Genomic DNA, 14,659 nt, shown 5'->3' with positions numbered 1-14,659 from the left:
GGATGCCATGACCGCCGCCGCTCCGCCCGCGCTCCCGTGGGGGGATGTGTGGGGGCAGGACGAGGCGCTCGCTCAACTGCAGGCCGCCGCGAGCGATCCAGCTCAGCTCGCGCACGCGTGGCTCATCACCGGTCCGCCGGGGTCGGGACGATCGACTCTCGCGTACGCGTTCGCCGCGGCCCTGATCGCCGAGCCGGGGGATGACGCCGCGATGCGTCAGGTGTTGGCCGGAACACACCCGGATCTGATGGCGCTGCGCACCGAAGGCGTGATCATTTCGATCAAGGATGCCCGTGGCCTCGTCGAGCGTTCCTACTTTTCGCCGTCCCTGGGGCGCTATCGCGTCATGGTCATGGAAGATGCCGACCGGATGGTCGAACGTACGAGCAACGTACTGCTGAAGGCTCTCGAAGAACCGCCCGAGCGCACCGTGTGGATCCTCTGCGCGCCGAGCGATGCCGATCTCCTCCCGACGATTCGGTCTCGCGTGCGCACGCTGCGCTTGCGTGAGCCGGAGGTGGCCGATGTCGCGCGCCTGATCGCCCTGCGCACGGGCGTCGATGACGCGACGGCTGAGCAGTCCGCGCGCCTCTCCCAGCGTCACATCGGTATGGCGCAGCGGCTGGCGACGGACGCCGATGCCCGTGCTCGACGGGAGGAGACCCTCCGGCGTGTTCTCGCGGTGCGTGGCGTGGGCGATGCGGTCGAGGCTGCGGCACGGATCGTGCAGCTCGCCACGGATGACGCCAAAGCTCTGACCTCCGAGCGCGACGAGGTCGAGCGTGCGACGTTGCTGCGCACGCTCGGGATCGCCGCGGGCGCCGCCGTACCTCCGGCGGTGCGCGGTCAGTTGAACGCCCTCGAGGACGATCAGAAGCGGCGCGCGACGCGGAGCCTGCGCGACGGCATCGATCGGGTGCTCACCGACCTCGAGTCGATGTTCCGCGATGCGCTCATGCTGCAACTCGGGCGGTCGGGCGATCTCATCAATCGCGAATTGGAGGACGAACTCACGGCCCTCGCCACGTCATGGACGCCGCGCCGCACCCTCACGGTTCTTGACCGGATCTCCGCGACCCGTTCGAACCTGGAGGGCAACGCCGCCCCGGTACTCGCCCTCGAAAGCATGCTCGTCACCGTTGCGAGTGGAAGGACTCCGTGAAGTACCCCCGACGCCTTCTCGCCGCGATCGCCGGACTGGCGGTGGCCGCCGTCGCTCTCACCGGGTGCCTCTACGCGGCCATTCCGCCCGAGGGTGCAGCGACACCGGCACCGAGCCGCGAACCAGACCTGAACGGCGTCCCCGCCGGATTCGAGGAGTTCTATGGACAGGCTCTCGACTGGCAGAGCTGCGTGGGTGTGGATGCGGGCTCGTACGACTGCGCCACGGTGACGGCGCCGCTGGACTGGGCGGATGCGGGTGCGGGGACCATCGAACTGGCGATCATCCGCCGTGCGGCGACCAGCGGCACCGCGCTCGGGTCGCTGCTGACGAACCCCGGTGGTCCGGGAGCGAGCGGATATGACCTCGTTGCCGACTCCGCAACCTTCGCGGTCAGTGCACGGGTGCTCGACGCCTACGACGTGATCGGCTTCGATCCGCGGGGTGTCGGGCGTTCGTCCGCGGTCGCCTGCCTTGACGCGCCCGAGATGGATGCGATGCTCTACGACATCCCCGCCGACCCGCGCGGGAGCGACGGCTGGACGGCTGAACTCACTGAACGCAACATCGGCTTCGTCGAGGCGTGCGAGGCGAACTCCGCCGGCATCCTTCCGCACATCACGACGGACAATTCGGCCCGCGACATGGACCTGTTGCGCGGGGTGCTCGGAGACGAGACCCTCAACTACCTCGGCTACTCGTATGGGACGTTCCTCGGCGCGACCTACGCGAAGCTGTTCCCCGAGCGCGTCGGCCGCCTGGTGCTCGACGGCGCGATCGATCCCTCGGTGTCGGGCCTCGAGGTCGGGACGACGCAGGCGGTCGGGTTTGAGTCGGCGTTGCGGGCGTACATGGCCGACTGCGTGGGTGGGAGAGACTGTCCGTTCGGCGGCACGGTGGAGGAGGCGATGACCGACCTCTCGACGCTCCTGGCGAGCGTTGACGCGAACCCGATCCCCGGCTCAGATGGACGCATGCTCGGCGCCGACAACCTGATGACCGGCATCATCGCCGCGCTCTACGCCGAGGCGAGCTGGCCCTACCTCTCGCGAGCGCTCTCGGACGCCCTCCAGGGTGACGGGTCGACGGCGTTGCAACTGGCCGACTTCTACAACGGGCGCAACCCCGACGGGACGTACTCCGACAACTCGACCGAAGCGTTCCGGGCCTACAACTGCATGGATTACCCCCTCGACACGTCCGCTGCCGATGAGGATGCTGCGAGCGCGAGGATCGCGGCGGAAGCGCCCACGATCGCGCCGTACTGGCAGGGCGTGGATGTCTGCGCCGTGTGGCCGTATCCGCCGACCGGAGTGCGCGAGAAGATCAGCGCCGACGGTGCGGCTCCGATCCTCGTCGTCGGTACGACGAACGATCCGGCGACTCCCTATTCATGGTCGGTGTCGTTGGCCGAGCAGCTGTCGTCCGGCGTGCTGATCACGCGTGAGGGCGAAGGGCACACCGGCTACAACAAGGGCAACGTGTGCGTCGACGCTGCGGTCGAGGCCTATCTGGTCGATGGCACGGTGCCCACCGCCGACGTGACCTGCGGGGCCTGAGGGCGCCCCAGATCAGCGCCGGAGAACGCGGCGGGCCAGGGCATTCCCCAGGAACTGCACGGCTTGAACGATCACGACGATGATCAGCACCGCCGACCACGTCACCCACGGGTTGAACTGCTTGAACCCGTAGTTGATCGCGAACTCACCCAGGCCTCCGGCGGCGACGGCTCCGGCCATGGCCGTCATGTCGACCAGTGCGACCACGATGAACGTGTAGCCGAGGATCAGGGGCCCCAGTCCTTCGCGCGGAACGAGGCGGAAGAGAATGCGCGACCGGCTCGCCCCGGCGGCGCGGGCGGCCTCGATCACGCCGGGACGGACCGTGAGGAGGTTCTGCTCGACGATGCGGCTGATCGCGAACAGTGACGCGATCGTGATGGCGAAGATCCCGAAGGTGACGCCGATGCCGGGGACACCGACGCTCCGCGCGAGCGGCTGTACCGCGGCCAGCAGGATGATGAACGGAATCGGTCGGATCGTGTTGACGATGACGTTGAGAATTCCGAAGACTGCGCGATTCGGGAAGAGGCTCCCCGGCCGGGTGGCATACAGCGCCATCCCGAGGATGAGCCCGCCGATGCCGCCGAGGATGAGAGCGGCGCTGGCGACGTAGAGGGTCTCTGCCGTGGCTTCCCACAGCTCCGGCAACAGCTCGATGAGCCTATCCACGGTTGTCCTCCTCGGTCAGGGTGGCAAAGCCCGCGGCCGCCGAAATAGCGCGATCCACCGCATCCGGCGCACCGGTGAGGGCGAGCGTCAGATGGCCGAAGACACGGCCCCGGATGTCGTTGATCCCGCCGTGGACGACTTCGAAACGCACGCCTTCGTGAGCGAGCGCCGCGAACACGTCGGCCTGGGCGGCCGTTCCTTCGCGGACGTCGAGCGTCACGATGCGCCCCGGGTGCCGTTCGCGCAGCACCGCGAGATCTTCACCCGTCGGGACGTCTTCGATGATGCTCGACACGAAGCGTGCCGTCGCCGCGTGCTGAGGCGCGGAGAGGATGTCGAAGACCGCGCCCTGTTCGATCACGCGACCGTGCTCCATCACGACGACGCGATCGGCGAGGGTGCGGATGACGTCCATCTCGTGCGTGATGACGAGGATCGTGATGCCGAGCTCAGCGTTCACGCGCTTGAGGAGGGCGAGCACTTCGCTGGTCGTATCGGGATCGAGGGCGCTGGTCGCTTCGTCGGCGAGGAGGATGCGGGGGCTCGTGGCGAGTGCCCGGGCGATGCCGACCCGCTGCTTCTGGCCGCCGGAGAGCTGTTCGGGGTAGTTCTTCGCCTTGTCGGCGAGGCCGACGAAGGCCAGCAACTCGGCGACGCGCGCACGGATCTCACCGCGGGGCCGTCCGGCGACTTCGAGGGGATAGGCGACGTTTCCCGCGACCGTGCGGGAGTCGAACAGGTTGAACTGCTGGAAGATCATCCCGATGTCACCGCGGAGGAGCCGCAGATCGCGCTCGCTGAGGCGGGTGATGTCGGTGCCGTCGATCTCGACAGCGCCCGATGAGGGCGTCTCGAGCGCGTTGACGAGGCGGAGGACGGTCGACTTGCCGGCGCCGGAGTATCCGATGATGCCGCAGATCTCGCCCGCGGCGATCTCGAGCGTGACGTCGTCGACCGCGACGACGGGCGCGGCGCCTTTGCTGGACGGCGGGAAGGCCTTGGTCACGCCCGTGAGGCGGATGAAGGTCATGGTGACTCCTGGGTGACACGCGGATGCGGCCCGTTCGGGGAACGGGCCGCATCCGGAACGGGGTGTTACTGCTGGGCGCGGATCGAGTCCTCGGTGTCCGTCAGCGAGGTGACGAGGTCGGCGACCGGCGTGGTGAGGAGCACGGCCGTGCCGCTGGAAGCCTCGACCACACCATCCTGAACAGCCTGGGTCTCCTGATAGATCTGGACGAGCTTCAGGTAGGTGGGGTTCTCGGCATCCTCAGCCTTCGCCGCGAAGATGTTGATGTAGGGGAAGGCCGACTCGTCGGCCGGGTCATCCTGGGCCAGGAGCTGGTCGCTCGTGAGTCCGGACTTCGCGACGAAGTCGTTGTTGACGACGGCGCCGGCGAAATCGGGCAGCGAGGAGGCGGTGAAGTCCGCGGCGACCGCTTCCACGTTGACCTTCGAGCCGTCTTCGATGTCGGCGACGGTCGAGAAGATCGAGCCGCCATCCTTCAGTTCGATGAGGCCGGCCGACTGGAGGACCAGCAGCGCGCGTGCCTGGTTGGACTCGTCGTTGGGGACGGCGATCGTGTCGCCGTCGGCGATGTCGTCGACATCGGAGTACTTCGTGGAGTAGAGGCCGAGCGGGTAGATCGCCGTCGCCCCGATGGGCTGCAGGTCGTCGTCCGCCGCGACGTTGTAGGTCGCGAGATAGATGATGTGCTGGAACTGGTTGAGGTCCAGTTCACCCGCAGACAACGCGGGGTTGGGCTGGTCGTACGAGTCGAAGTTCACGATCTCGACCTCGATGCCCTCCGCCGCGGCGGCCTCGGTGTAGGTCTCCCAGTACGGGTCGCCCGCGCCGACGACGCCGATCCGGACGGTCTCGGTCGCCGCTCCGTCGGTGGCTGCCGGATCGCTCGAGCCGCCGGCGCACGCGCCGAGCAGGAGGGCGAGCGGGAGGGCCAGCGCGGCGGCCGCCAGACCCTTGCCGCGGAGAATGGTGGGCTTCGACATGGTGGTGCTCCTTGTGGTTCGGGGCACCGCGGGGCGCAGTCCAGTGACGACCGCGCTCGCCTCGTCGCGGTGCCGTTTCGACGGTAGAGGCAAGCGGGCGACCAGGCCAATCCGGACGTAACAAGTCGACACCCCGGAGGCATCTGGCGCCGGTTCGCGACCGACCGATCCACCCTGTAGGATCGATGATCGTGCATGGCGCTCCGGCGACTTGCGCCACCTTAGCTCAGTGGTAGAGCAGCTCACTCGTAATGAGCAGGCCGTCAGTTCGATCCTGACAGGTGGCTCCATCAGTTCCCCCGAGAGGAGAACGCCGTGGATCGCACGGTCGACATCCTCTTCGAGATCTTCACGTGGGTCGGTTTCGGCGGATTCCTCACGCTCGGTGTGGTCGCCGTGATCGTGTGGGCCGCCGACGGCACGTGGATGCCGGCCGAGGCGATCGTGGACCGTGACAGCGGCGAGCCGATCCTCCGCTGGTTCGACGCCGACGGCGACGCCAACAGTGCCGTGCCGGCATCGTCGGACCATGCAGCGGTCGCGTCTCGGGCGACGGTGCCGATCTGGTATCGACACGGGTGGCGTGATCGCATGCGGCTGACTCCCCGCCCACCGGCGCTTCGCGCGGCAGTGATCGGCGCCGTCGCGATGTTGGCGCTGGCGATCGTGTCGTTCGTTGCCGGATGGATTGTGCTCGCGGCTGCCAGCTGACGAGACGCCGACTCACGCGGAATCGGATTGTACGACAGGGGAGATTGCTAGATAAGCTAGCAATATGAGTTCGACTCCCTCGCGCTGGTTGCGCATCGGCATCCCCTCGCTCCTGGTCCTCATCTGGCTGGTGGGCGGATCAATGGGGGGTCCGACGTTCGGCCGCATCGACGAGGTGGCCACCAACGACCAGTCATCCTTCCTTCCCGCCAGCGCCGAAGCCACCCAAGTGCAGGAGCGGCTTGCGGACTTCACCGGCGGTGACACGATCCCCGCCGTCGTGGTGATCACGGGGGAAGGAGAGCTTTCGACTGAGCAGCAGGCTCAGATCAACGAGGCCGTCACGAGCCTCGGGGACATCGAAGGTGTGGGCGAGATCTCACCCGCACTGCTGTCGGAGGACGCAGAAGCCGCGCAGGTCTTCGTGCCGATCGACACCAGCGGTGAGGTCGACGCGACGGTCGAGGAGATCCGAACGGCGCTCACCGAAGACCTTCCAGACGGGTTGGATGCGTGGGTCACGGGCCCTGCGGGGTTCACCGCTGACCTCGTGAAGGGCTTCCTCGGCATCGACGGGCTGCTCCTCGGTGTCGCGCTCGGCGCCGTCTTCATCATTCTGGTGATCGTCTACCGATCGCCCTTGCTCCCGATCCTCGTGCTGCTGACGTCGGTGTTCGCGCTGTGCGTTGCGATTTTGACCGTGTTCTGGCTCGCGAAGGCCGACATCGTCGTGCTCAATGGGCAGGTACAGGGGATTCTGTTCATCCTCGTGATCGGCGCGGCCACCGACTATGCCCTGCTCTATGTGGCCCGCTTCCGGGAGGCGATCGGATCGGGCCTTCGCCGATGGGATGCGACGGTACGAGCGTGGAAAGGCGCGTTCGAGCCGATCGTCGCCTCCGGTGGCACAGTCATCGCGGGGCTCTTGTGCTTGTTGTTGAGCGACTTGGCGAGCAACCGGGCGCTCGGCCCGATCGCGTCGATCGGCATCGCGTTCTCCGTGCTGGCGGCACTGACTTTCCTCCCCGCGCTCCTCGCGCTCGTGGGACGCGCCGCATTCTGGCCGTTCATCCCGAAGGCCGGAGCGACAGATCTTCCCGACGATCTCACGCAGCCGGTCAAGGGTTTCTGGCCGCGACAGGCGCGCTTCGTCGCCCGGCATGCCCGACCCATCTGGATTCTCTCCACGGTCGTGCTGTTGGCGGCATCCGTCGGCGTGCTGCAGTTGAAGGCCGATGGAGTTCCGGCCAGCGACCTCGTGCTCGGCGTGTCCGAGGCTCGTGACGGGCAGGAGGTCCTCGCGGAACACTTCCCCGGCGGCTCCGGCAGCCCGGTCTACGTCATGGTCGCGGAGGGTGACGTCGCGGGCGTCGTCGAGGTTCTTGAGGCGGATGCCGGTGTCGACGGCGTCGCCGTGGTGTCGGCCGACAGTCCCACGGGGCAGGCCTCGGTCACGCTGGAAAACGGAGCGCCGGTCTTCACTGTCCAAGGTCCTCCGGGTGCGGCGGCGCCGTCACCGACTGTCTCCGACGGTGATGTCCTCGTCGTCGGGACGCTCACCGACACCGCCGACTCCGTGGCCGCGGAAGAGACCGTCCGGTCTCTGCGCGCGGAGCTCACGAGTTCTCTCGGCGAGGGTGTGGCGCTCGTCGGCGGAACAACGGCCGTCGACGTAGACACCAACGACACGTCGATCCGCGACCGTACGGTGATCATTCCGACGATCCTCGTCGTGATCCTGCTGATCCTCATGCTTCTCTTGCGCTCGGTGCTCGCGCCGGTGCTGCTGATCCTGAGCGTCATCCTGTCCTTCGGCGCGGCGCTCGGCGTCAGCGCCCTCGTCTTCACCCATGTGTTCGGCTTCCCCGGGGGCGACCCGGCCGTACCGCTCTACGGATTCGTCTTCCTCGTCGCGCTCGGCGTGGACTACAACATCTTCCTGATGTCTCGTGTGCGCGAGGAGTCCCTCGTTCACGGCACGAGACCCGGGATCTTGCGCGGTCTCGTAGCGACCGGCGGTGTGATCACGTCGGCCGGTCTGGTGCTGGCGGCGACGTTCGCGGCGCTCGGCGTGATTCCGATCCTGTTCCTGGCGCAGCTCGCGTTCATCGTCGCGTTCGGTGTACTGCTGGACACGTTCCTGGTGCGTTCGCTGCTCGTGCCGGCCGTCTCGTACGACATCGGCAAGGCCATCTGGTGGCCGTCGAAACTGTCGCGCACCGACGCATCCGCGCCGGAGCCGGTGCCGGCGATGACCCGAGCGGAGTACCGGGCTACGCTCGAAGAATGACCCGGGCCCTCTTCATCGTCGACGTCCAGAACGACTTCACCGAGCACGGTGCGCTCGGCGTCGACGGCGGAGATGCCGTCGCAGAGCGCATCACCGCCTTTTTGGCCGCGCACGCGGACGAGTACGAGATCGTGGTCGCTTCGCGGGATTGGCATGAGGGTGACTCGGACAATGGCGGGCATTTCTCCGCCGAGCCCGACTTCATCGACACCTGGCCACCGCACTGCGTCGCAGATACGGACGGTGCGGCCTATGACGAGGGCTTCGATACCTCCGCCGTGACGCACCATCTGAAGAAGGGGCAGGGGAGACCCGCCTATTCGCTCTTCGAGGGGCGTACCGACGAGGGGCGCACGGCGAGCGCGCTGCTGGACGAGCACGGGATTCTCGACGTCGACATCGTCGGAATCGCCACGGACTATTGCGTGCGAGCCTCGGCGCTGGATGCCGTCGCTGCGGGTCGCCGCATCCGCATCTTCACCGATCTGATCGCGGGTGTCCACGTGGAATCCAGCGATGCTGCCCTTGCCGAACTCGCCCACGCGGGCGCCGAACTCCGGGAGAGTACCCGATGAGCACACCCGCCGGTTGGTATCCCGATCCCTCCGGCGTCGTCGGAACGAGATGGTGGGACGGCGCGCAGTGGACGTCGCACGCGCAGCCCCCGGCCTATCCGGCCGGTGGCTACGCCGCGGTTCCCGCGCCACCCGCGAAGGTCGAAGTGCCGACCAGCACGGTGTGGGTGTGGCTGGCGATCGCCGCGTCGGCCCTGCCGTACTTCACGATCTTCCTGATGGACTGGCACGGCTTCATCGACGCGATCGTGGCGAGTGCTGCCCGTGGTGTCGAGTCTTCCTACCTCCTGTCATGGCAACTGAACTCGCTGCTGGTCTCATTGATCAGCTGGGGGGCCATCGCGCTGTACATCCTCTTCAGCTGGCTCGACTGGCGAGAACTGCGCAAGCGGGGAATCGTCCGGCCGTTCCACTGGGCCTGGGCCTTCTTCGGCCTGCTGACCTTCGGCGTCGCGGTCTACATGATCGGGCGCGCGGTCGTCCTGCGCGCGCGCACCGTGAAGGGGTCGTGGGCGCCTTTGTGGGTCTGGATCGGCGTGACCGTCGTCGGCTACATCGCCGTGTTCGCGTGGGTCTTCTGGTTCATGGGAACCCTGTTCTCCGCTCTCGGCCCCTACCTGACCTACAGCTGATCCGTCTTAGGGACGGACGCGGACCGAGCGCCCTTCGAAGCTGACGACATCGCCGAGCTGCAACTGGCGTCCACGACGTCGATCGACCTCACCGTTCACGGTGACGAAGCCGTCGATGATCGCTTCTTTCACATCGCCGCCCGAGTCGAGCACCCCCGCGAACTTCAGGAACTGACCGAGCCGAATGCTGTCGCCCCCGATCGGGATGTCATCAATGGGCGGTTGATTCGTCATGTCGAGAAGGGTAGTCGACCCGAGGTAGGTCGGTGTGCTGGTCGAAAGGCGCCCGAGGCAGGGGGGGAGTGCGGGTGGTTGCCGGTGGTGGACGTATTTCTTAGCGGGCAGGGCACTCCTTCCAACTGACAACGCCGTTCGCGTGCGCGAACAGCTTCACGTCGAAAGAGAGCTGAGCTCATGTCCACCATCGAGAGCAGCGGGCCCATTGGCACCGAGGTCACCCAGGTCGCCCGCTACCGGGCGTTTGAAGAGACGGCCGGCGGATTCGTCCTGCCGAGTTCGGGAAGCAGCGATCGTCATCTCCAGTTTTCGCTGCCGGGAGCGGTCGCACTTCCCGCCGTGATCTACTACCGAACTCGCCACACCGGAAAGCCGGCGTTCTCGGTCCGGCTCAATGACGCCGTGCTCACGAAATACACGTTCGTTCACGGCGACGAAGTCGAGCGCACCTGGCACGAGATCATTCCGGCGATCACCCAAGGTGAACCCACGTTGCGGCCGGACAACAACGAGCCCGTCTTCTTCGCCAGAGACGGCTCCGTGATCTTCGGAGATGTTGTGATCATGTACACCTCGAATCAGACCACTGTCCCTGTGCGGTACACCGTCGCCGCGGAGTGACACCTCGGCGCAGGCACTCCGTCATCGCGCTGATCGGACCATCGCGGTCGTATCGGGGGCTGTGAAACCGAACTGCTGGTACAGCCCGTGCGCATTCCCGGTGAAGAGCGTCCATCTGAAGTCGCGTCCAGGGCCGTCGTCGATCATATGTTGCAGGATGCGTTTGCCGAGCCCCTGGCCTCGGTGCGCCTCAATTACGAAGACGTCGGCGAGGTACGCGAAGTTGACGCCGTCAGATACGGCGCGAGCAAAACCCACCTGCTCTCCGGTGTCGCCGCGGTAGACGCCGACAACGCGCCACGCAGCGGCGATCTGGGTGTCGATGTCGACACGAGTGCGCTGTCGGCCCCAGTAGGCCTCTGTCGACAGCCAGCCCCAGATCATGTCGAGCTGGATGCGGACAAGGTCATCGTCGAGTTCGTACTCCATTCGATCATTGTGATCCCCGTGCCGCCGACCTCGACCGGGCCAGTCGCTATCTGGTGGACTGTCAGACAGGGTGTCTAACCGGTTGAGTCCAATTCGGCGACGTAGACGACGGAATCTGCGCAGGCGCGCACGGGCTCATCAACCGCTGAGCGATATCGCGCGGGAAGCCCCGGGGCCTCGGCAGAGTCGCCCAGATGTAGGGCTTCCTCGCGTTCGGTCTGCGTCAGGTGCCCCTCAACGAGACGAGCGACGGCGCAGCTATCGGGCCCTGTGAGATCTGCCACGCGGATCATGATCGAACCACGTATGGTCGGCACACGTCGATTCCAGCGGCGGAGGAATCGTGTCGGGAGTCAATAGTGGTCGCGGGCTTGGAGAATGATGACGTGGCTATCGGTGACGTAGTAGACCAGGCGGTTCTTGTCATCGATTCGGCGTGACCACGCGCCCGAGAGAATGTGCTTGAGCGGTTCGGGTTTGCCGATCCCCGCGAAGGGATCCCGAACTACGTCCGCGATCAGCTGATTGATACGCTTCAGCGTCCTGCGATCCTGCGTCTGCCAGTAGACGTAGTCCTCCCACGCGTTCGGGTCGAACCCGATCGTTCGCGTCACGCGTCGAGGAGGTCGTGCTGTTCGAAATCTTCGCGACGGGCGCGCTCGATTGCGGCGAGCAGCCGGTCAGCGTTGGCGGGGTTGCGGAGCAGATACGCAGTTTCGGTCATCGCGTCGTAATCGTCCTTCGACAGAAGGACGGCGTTTCCGTGACGCGAAACAACCTCGACGGCCGTGTGGTCTTCATTGACCTGCTGGATGAGGCCGAAAAGAGTCTTACGGGCCTCAGTCGCGGTGATTGCAGACATCCCTGCCTCCCTAAGTAGTACGTCAAAGCGTACCACTCTACGATCACCGCGCTCGGTCCGTGAAGGGTCATCACGTCGCGCGGACAGACCTTCCGCGACTGATCAGACTCGTCGCGCAGATGCCGGTCGGGGCGGTGAAAGAAGGGTGGGCCCCGTGGGGCTCGAACCCACGACCCGCGGATTAAAAGTCCGATGCTCTACCGACTGAGCTAGAGGCCCTAGGCGTCCCAGCCTACTTGCCCGTGACACCGCCGAACGCACGAAATCCGCCGGAGGTCCGAAGACCCCCGGCGGATTCCTCCCCCCGCATCCGGGACAGTCCCGGATTTCCTGCTTACTCGGCCGGCGGCATCAGCACCGTGTCGACCAGGTAAACCACGGCGTTGGCGGTCTGGACGCCACCGCAAAGGACGGCCGCATCGTTGACCATCAGGTTGTCACCGGATCCGGTGACCTCCAGGTTCCCGCCCTGCACCGTGGCGTGCATGCCGGCGATGTCCGCCGGCTCGATCTGACCCTCGACCACGTGGTAGGTGAGGATCTTGGACAGCAGATCGCTGTCGGTCTTGAGGGTTTCGATCGTGGCCGCGTCGATCTTGCCGAAGGCATCATCGACCGGAGCGAACACGGTGAACTCGCTGCCGTTGAGCGTGTCGACGAGGTTCACGTCGGGGTTGAGCTGTCCGCTGACCGCAGCGACGAGGGTCGTGAGCATCGGGTTGTTCGATGCCGCGACGGCAACCGGGTCCTGCGACATGCCCTGGATCGAGCCGCCACCGGTCGGGTTGGCCTCGGCGTATGCCGCGCAGGCGGGGCCGACAAGGTTGGCGGCGGGGTCCATCTCCATTGCTTCGGGAGTGGCTTCCATCGTGGCCGACGGCTCACTCGACGGCTCAGCTGTGGTGGAACCCATGGAACACGCCGAGAGGGCGAACGTGCCGGCGATGGCAAGGGTCAGAGCTGCCGTGATCTTCTTCTTGGTGCTGAGCATGATGTCCTCCGTGACTCATGGGTCGCTGCGTGCGGCCTCACCAGTCCTTCGGAGCGGTGTGCGGATCGGATGGGACGAATCTCAGAGAATTCTGCGGAGGTGCCGTGCCCAATCCGATCGGGCCCTAGTGACGAACACTCCTCGACAGGAACGAGGCCCTCATGGACGTCATCATCATCGGTCTGCTGGGCGGACTGATCACGGGAATCTCCCCGTGCATCCTCCCGGTGCTACCGGTCATCTTCTTGACGGGAGGTGCGCAGTCGGCGCGGGTCGAGGGCCAGCCGATGGCTTCGCCGCCGCGCAGCCGACCGTTTCTCGTGATCCTCGGCTTGGTGCTGAGCTTCACGATCGTGACTCTCGCCGGCTCTCTCATCCTCGGCGCGCTGAACCTGCCGCAAGACCTGATGAGGTGGCTCGGCATCATCGTGCTGATTCTCATCGGTGTCGGGCTGCTGATCCCGAAGGTCGAGCAACTGCTCGAGCGCCCGTTCCAGTGGATCCCGCGTCGTGAAATCGGCAACGGAGGAAACGGATTCGGCGTCGGACTCGCGCTCGGTGCCGTCTTCGTGCCGTGCGCCGGCCCGGTGCTCGCCGCGATCATCGTCGCCGGAGCGACCGGACGCATCGGCGTCGACACGATCCTGCTGACCGTGGCCTTCGCGGTGGGCGTTGCCATCCCGCTCCTCTTCTTCGCACTGGCGGGCCGCGGTCTGATCGAGCGCATCAAGGCTTTCCGCAAGCGCGAGCGCGGCCTGCGTATTGCCGCCGGAATTGCGATGCTCGCGCTCGCCGTAGGTCTCGTCTTCAACGTCCCGCAGGCTTTGCAACGACTACTGCCCGACTACACGGCGCAACTGCAGACCGACTTGACCGACAACGAGCAGGCGGCCGAGGCGCTCGGACTCGGGGGTCTCGTGACCGACGAGAACCGTGAGCTGGCGAACTGCACCAACGGTGCGGAAGAACTCGAGTCCTGCGGCACCGCTCCGCAGATCCGGGGTATCGAGTCGTGGCTCAACACTCCCGATGGCGCGGGGGTCGATCTCGAAGAGCTTCGAGGCAAGGTCGTGCTCATCGACTTCTGGGCGTACTCGTGCATCAACTGCCAGCGCTCCATCCCGCACGTCGTGGCGTGGGACGAGACCTATCAGGATGCCGGCCTCGAGGTCATCGGCATCCACTCGCCGGAGTATGCCTTCGAGAAGGATGCCGGGAATGTCGCGGATGGCGCGACGAACTTCGGCATCGACTACCCGGTCGCCCTCGACAACAACCTGTCGACGTGGACCGCGTACCGAAACCGCTACTGGCCAGCGCACTACCTGATCGACGCCAGCGGGACCGTCCGCCACATCTCGTTCGGCGAGGGGAACTACGCCGCGACGGAGAAGATGATCCGTGAGCTGCTGCAAGATGCCGACCCCGGTGTCACCCTGCCGCAGACGACGGATGTCGAAGACGACACGCCCGACGTCGGGTCGACGACGCCGGAGACCTTCATCGGATCATCCAAGGACGTCAACTACGGCGGAGACGAGCGCTACGGAGCGGGGGAGGCGGAGTTCACCTACCCGGCCGATCAAGCGCAGGACACCTTCTCGCTCGAGGGCGACTGGAACGTGCAGACCCAGTTCGCGACGCCGACCGGCGATTCGGCCGGCATCCGACTCACCTACCGGGCGTCGGAAGTGCGCATCGTCGCCGCCGGTGAAGGGGATGTGTCCGTCACGATCGATGGAAAGGATGCCGACGACATCTCCGTGGGCGGCACCCCGAAATCGTACGAGGTTCTCAAGGAGAGCGGCTCGCGGACCGGCCTGATCGAGCTCACCATCCCGGCTGGGGTGGAAGTGTACTCGTTCACCTTCGGATGACGACAGGGCGAGCACATGTACACGTCGCAGC

General features: G+C 66.1%; 16 protein-coding genes and 2 tRNA genes. 9 read left to right on the top strand and 9 right to left on the bottom strand.

What is annotated here, in order from left to right:
• Positions 1 to 7 precede the first annotated feature (7 nt).
• The gene (locus N4R40_RS06895; protein WP_261606624.1) at positions 8 to 1,162 is read left to right on the top strand and encodes a DNA polymerase III subunit delta'; all 1,155 of its coding nucleotides are present in this window, start codon (positions 8 to 10) and stop codon (positions 1,160 to 1,162) included.
• A complete protein-coding gene (locus N4R40_RS06890; protein ID WP_261606623.1) occupies positions 1,159 to 2,721 on the top strand; it encodes an alpha/beta hydrolase in 1,563 nt (520 codons plus the stop codon). Before N4R40_RS06895 ends, N4R40_RS06890 begins: the two co-directional genes overlap by 4 nt.
• Positions 2,722 to 2,733: 12 nt before the next feature.
• Here N4R40_RS06890 and N4R40_RS06885 read toward each other — a convergent pair whose 3' ends face one another.
• From N4R40_RS06885 to N4R40_RS06875, 3 genes are all read right to left on the bottom strand, one after another.
• Positions 2,734 to 3,393, bottom strand: coding sequence for a methionine ABC transporter permease (locus tag N4R40_RS06885; RefSeq protein WP_261606622.1), 660 nt, complete (start codon positions 3,391 to 3,393; stop codon positions 2,734 to 2,736).
• Positions 3,386 to 4,423, bottom strand: coding sequence for a methionine ABC transporter ATP-binding protein (locus N4R40_RS06880; protein ID WP_261606621.1), 1,038 nt, complete (start codon positions 4,421 to 4,423; stop codon positions 3,386 to 3,388). The genes N4R40_RS06885 and N4R40_RS06880 overlap by 8 nt, the downstream gene beginning before the upstream one ends.
• 65 nt (positions 4,424 to 4,488) lie before the next feature.
• Complete coding sequence (locus tag N4R40_RS06875) at positions 4,489 to 5,403, bottom strand: MetQ/NlpA family ABC transporter substrate-binding protein (RefSeq protein ID WP_261606620.1); 915 nt, start codon at positions 5,401 to 5,403, stop codon at positions 4,489 to 4,491.
• Between the two features lie 215 nt (positions 5,404 to 5,618).
• Here N4R40_RS06875 and N4R40_RS06870 point away from each other — a divergent pair.
• The 5 genes from N4R40_RS06870 (at position 5,619) to N4R40_RS06850 (ending at position 9,611) form a co-directional block, all read left to right on the top strand.
• Positions 5,619 to 5,693: transfer RNA gene (locus tag N4R40_RS06870), tRNA-Thr, on the top strand.
• A gap of 25 nt (positions 5,694 to 5,718) precedes the next feature.
• Entirely contained in the window at positions 5,719 to 6,114 is a 396-nt protein-coding gene (locus tag N4R40_RS06865; RefSeq protein WP_261606619.1) for a hypothetical protein, read from the top strand.
• 64 nt (positions 6,115 to 6,178) lie between these two features.
• Positions 6,179 to 8,404 carry an MMPL family transporter gene (locus N4R40_RS06860; RefSeq protein WP_261606618.1) on the top strand — a complete coding sequence of 742 codons (2,226 nt, stop codon included), beginning with the start codon at positions 6,179 to 6,181 and terminating at the stop codon, positions 8,402 to 8,404.
• On the top strand, positions 8,401 to 8,979 hold the full coding sequence (locus tag N4R40_RS06855; protein ID WP_261606617.1) for an isochorismatase family protein: 579 nt from the start codon (positions 8,401 to 8,403) through the stop codon (positions 8,977 to 8,979). Before N4R40_RS06860 ends, N4R40_RS06855 begins: the two co-directional genes overlap by 4 nt.
• Positions 8,976 to 9,611 carry a DUF2510 domain-containing protein gene (locus tag N4R40_RS06850; protein ID WP_261606616.1) on the top strand — a complete coding sequence of 212 codons (636 nt, stop codon included), beginning with the start codon at positions 8,976 to 8,978 and terminating at the stop codon, positions 9,609 to 9,611. The genes N4R40_RS06855 and N4R40_RS06850 overlap by 4 nt, the downstream gene beginning before the upstream one ends.
• A gap of 6 nt (positions 9,612 to 9,617) precedes the next feature.
• Here the strand turns inward: N4R40_RS06850 and N4R40_RS06845 are convergent, their stop codons facing one another.
• Positions 9,618 to 9,845 (bottom strand): RNA-binding S4 domain-containing protein, encoded by a 228-nt coding sequence (locus N4R40_RS06845; protein WP_261606615.1) that lies wholly within the window; start codon positions 9,843 to 9,845, stop codon positions 9,618 to 9,620.
• A gap of 180 nt (positions 9,846 to 10,025) precedes the next feature.
• Here N4R40_RS06845 and N4R40_RS06840 point away from each other — a divergent pair, with 180 nt between their 5' ends.
• Positions 10,026 to 10,469, top strand: a complete 444-nt coding sequence (locus N4R40_RS06840; RefSeq protein ID WP_261606614.1) for a hypothetical protein — start codon at positions 10,026 to 10,028, stop codon at positions 10,467 to 10,469.
• 21 nt (positions 10,470 to 10,490) lie between these two features.
• On the opposite strand, the gene N4R40_RS06835 is transcribed toward N4R40_RS06840, so the two are convergent.
• The 5 genes from N4R40_RS06835 to N4R40_RS06815 form a co-directional block, all read right to left on the bottom strand.
• Positions 10,491 to 10,898 (bottom strand): GNAT family N-acetyltransferase, encoded by a 408-nt coding sequence (locus N4R40_RS06835; protein ID WP_261606613.1) that lies wholly within the window; start codon positions 10,896 to 10,898, stop codon positions 10,491 to 10,493.
• 353 nt (positions 10,899 to 11,251) lie between these two features.
• Entirely contained in the window at positions 11,252 to 11,512 is a 261-nt protein-coding gene (locus tag N4R40_RS06830; protein WP_261606612.1) for a Txe/YoeB family addiction module toxin, read from the bottom strand.
• Positions 11,509 to 11,760, bottom strand: a complete 252-nt coding sequence (locus tag N4R40_RS06825) for a type II toxin-antitoxin system Phd/YefM family antitoxin (RefSeq protein WP_261606611.1) — start codon at positions 11,758 to 11,760, stop codon at positions 11,509 to 11,511. The genes N4R40_RS06830 and N4R40_RS06825 overlap by 4 nt, the downstream gene beginning before the upstream one ends.
• A 146-nt stretch (positions 11,761 to 11,906) precedes the next feature.
• Positions 11,907 to 11,979, bottom strand: a tRNA-Lys gene (locus N4R40_RS06820).
• A 115-nt stretch (positions 11,980 to 12,094) separates the two neighbouring features.
• Complete coding sequence (locus N4R40_RS06815) at positions 12,095 to 12,751, bottom strand: fasciclin domain-containing protein (protein ID WP_261606610.1); 657 nt, start codon at positions 12,749 to 12,751, stop codon at positions 12,095 to 12,097.
• A gap of 161 nt (positions 12,752 to 12,912) precedes the next feature.
• Between N4R40_RS06815 and N4R40_RS06810 the strand changes: the two genes are divergently transcribed.
• Complete coding sequence (locus N4R40_RS06810; protein WP_261606609.1) at positions 12,913 to 14,628, top strand: cytochrome c biogenesis protein CcdA; 1,716 nt, start codon at positions 12,913 to 12,915, stop codon at positions 14,626 to 14,628.
• Positions 14,629 to 14,659 lie beyond the last annotated feature (31 nt).

Origin of the sequence: Microbacterium memoriense (assembly GCF_025398275.1) — a bacterium.
GTDB classification, from domain to species: Bacteria; Actinomycetota; Actinomycetes; order Actinomycetales; family Microbacteriaceae; genus Microbacterium; species Microbacterium memoriense.
The sequence above is the reverse complement of the archived record's forward strand: the minus strand, read 5'-3'. Positions and strand labels throughout refer to the sequence as shown.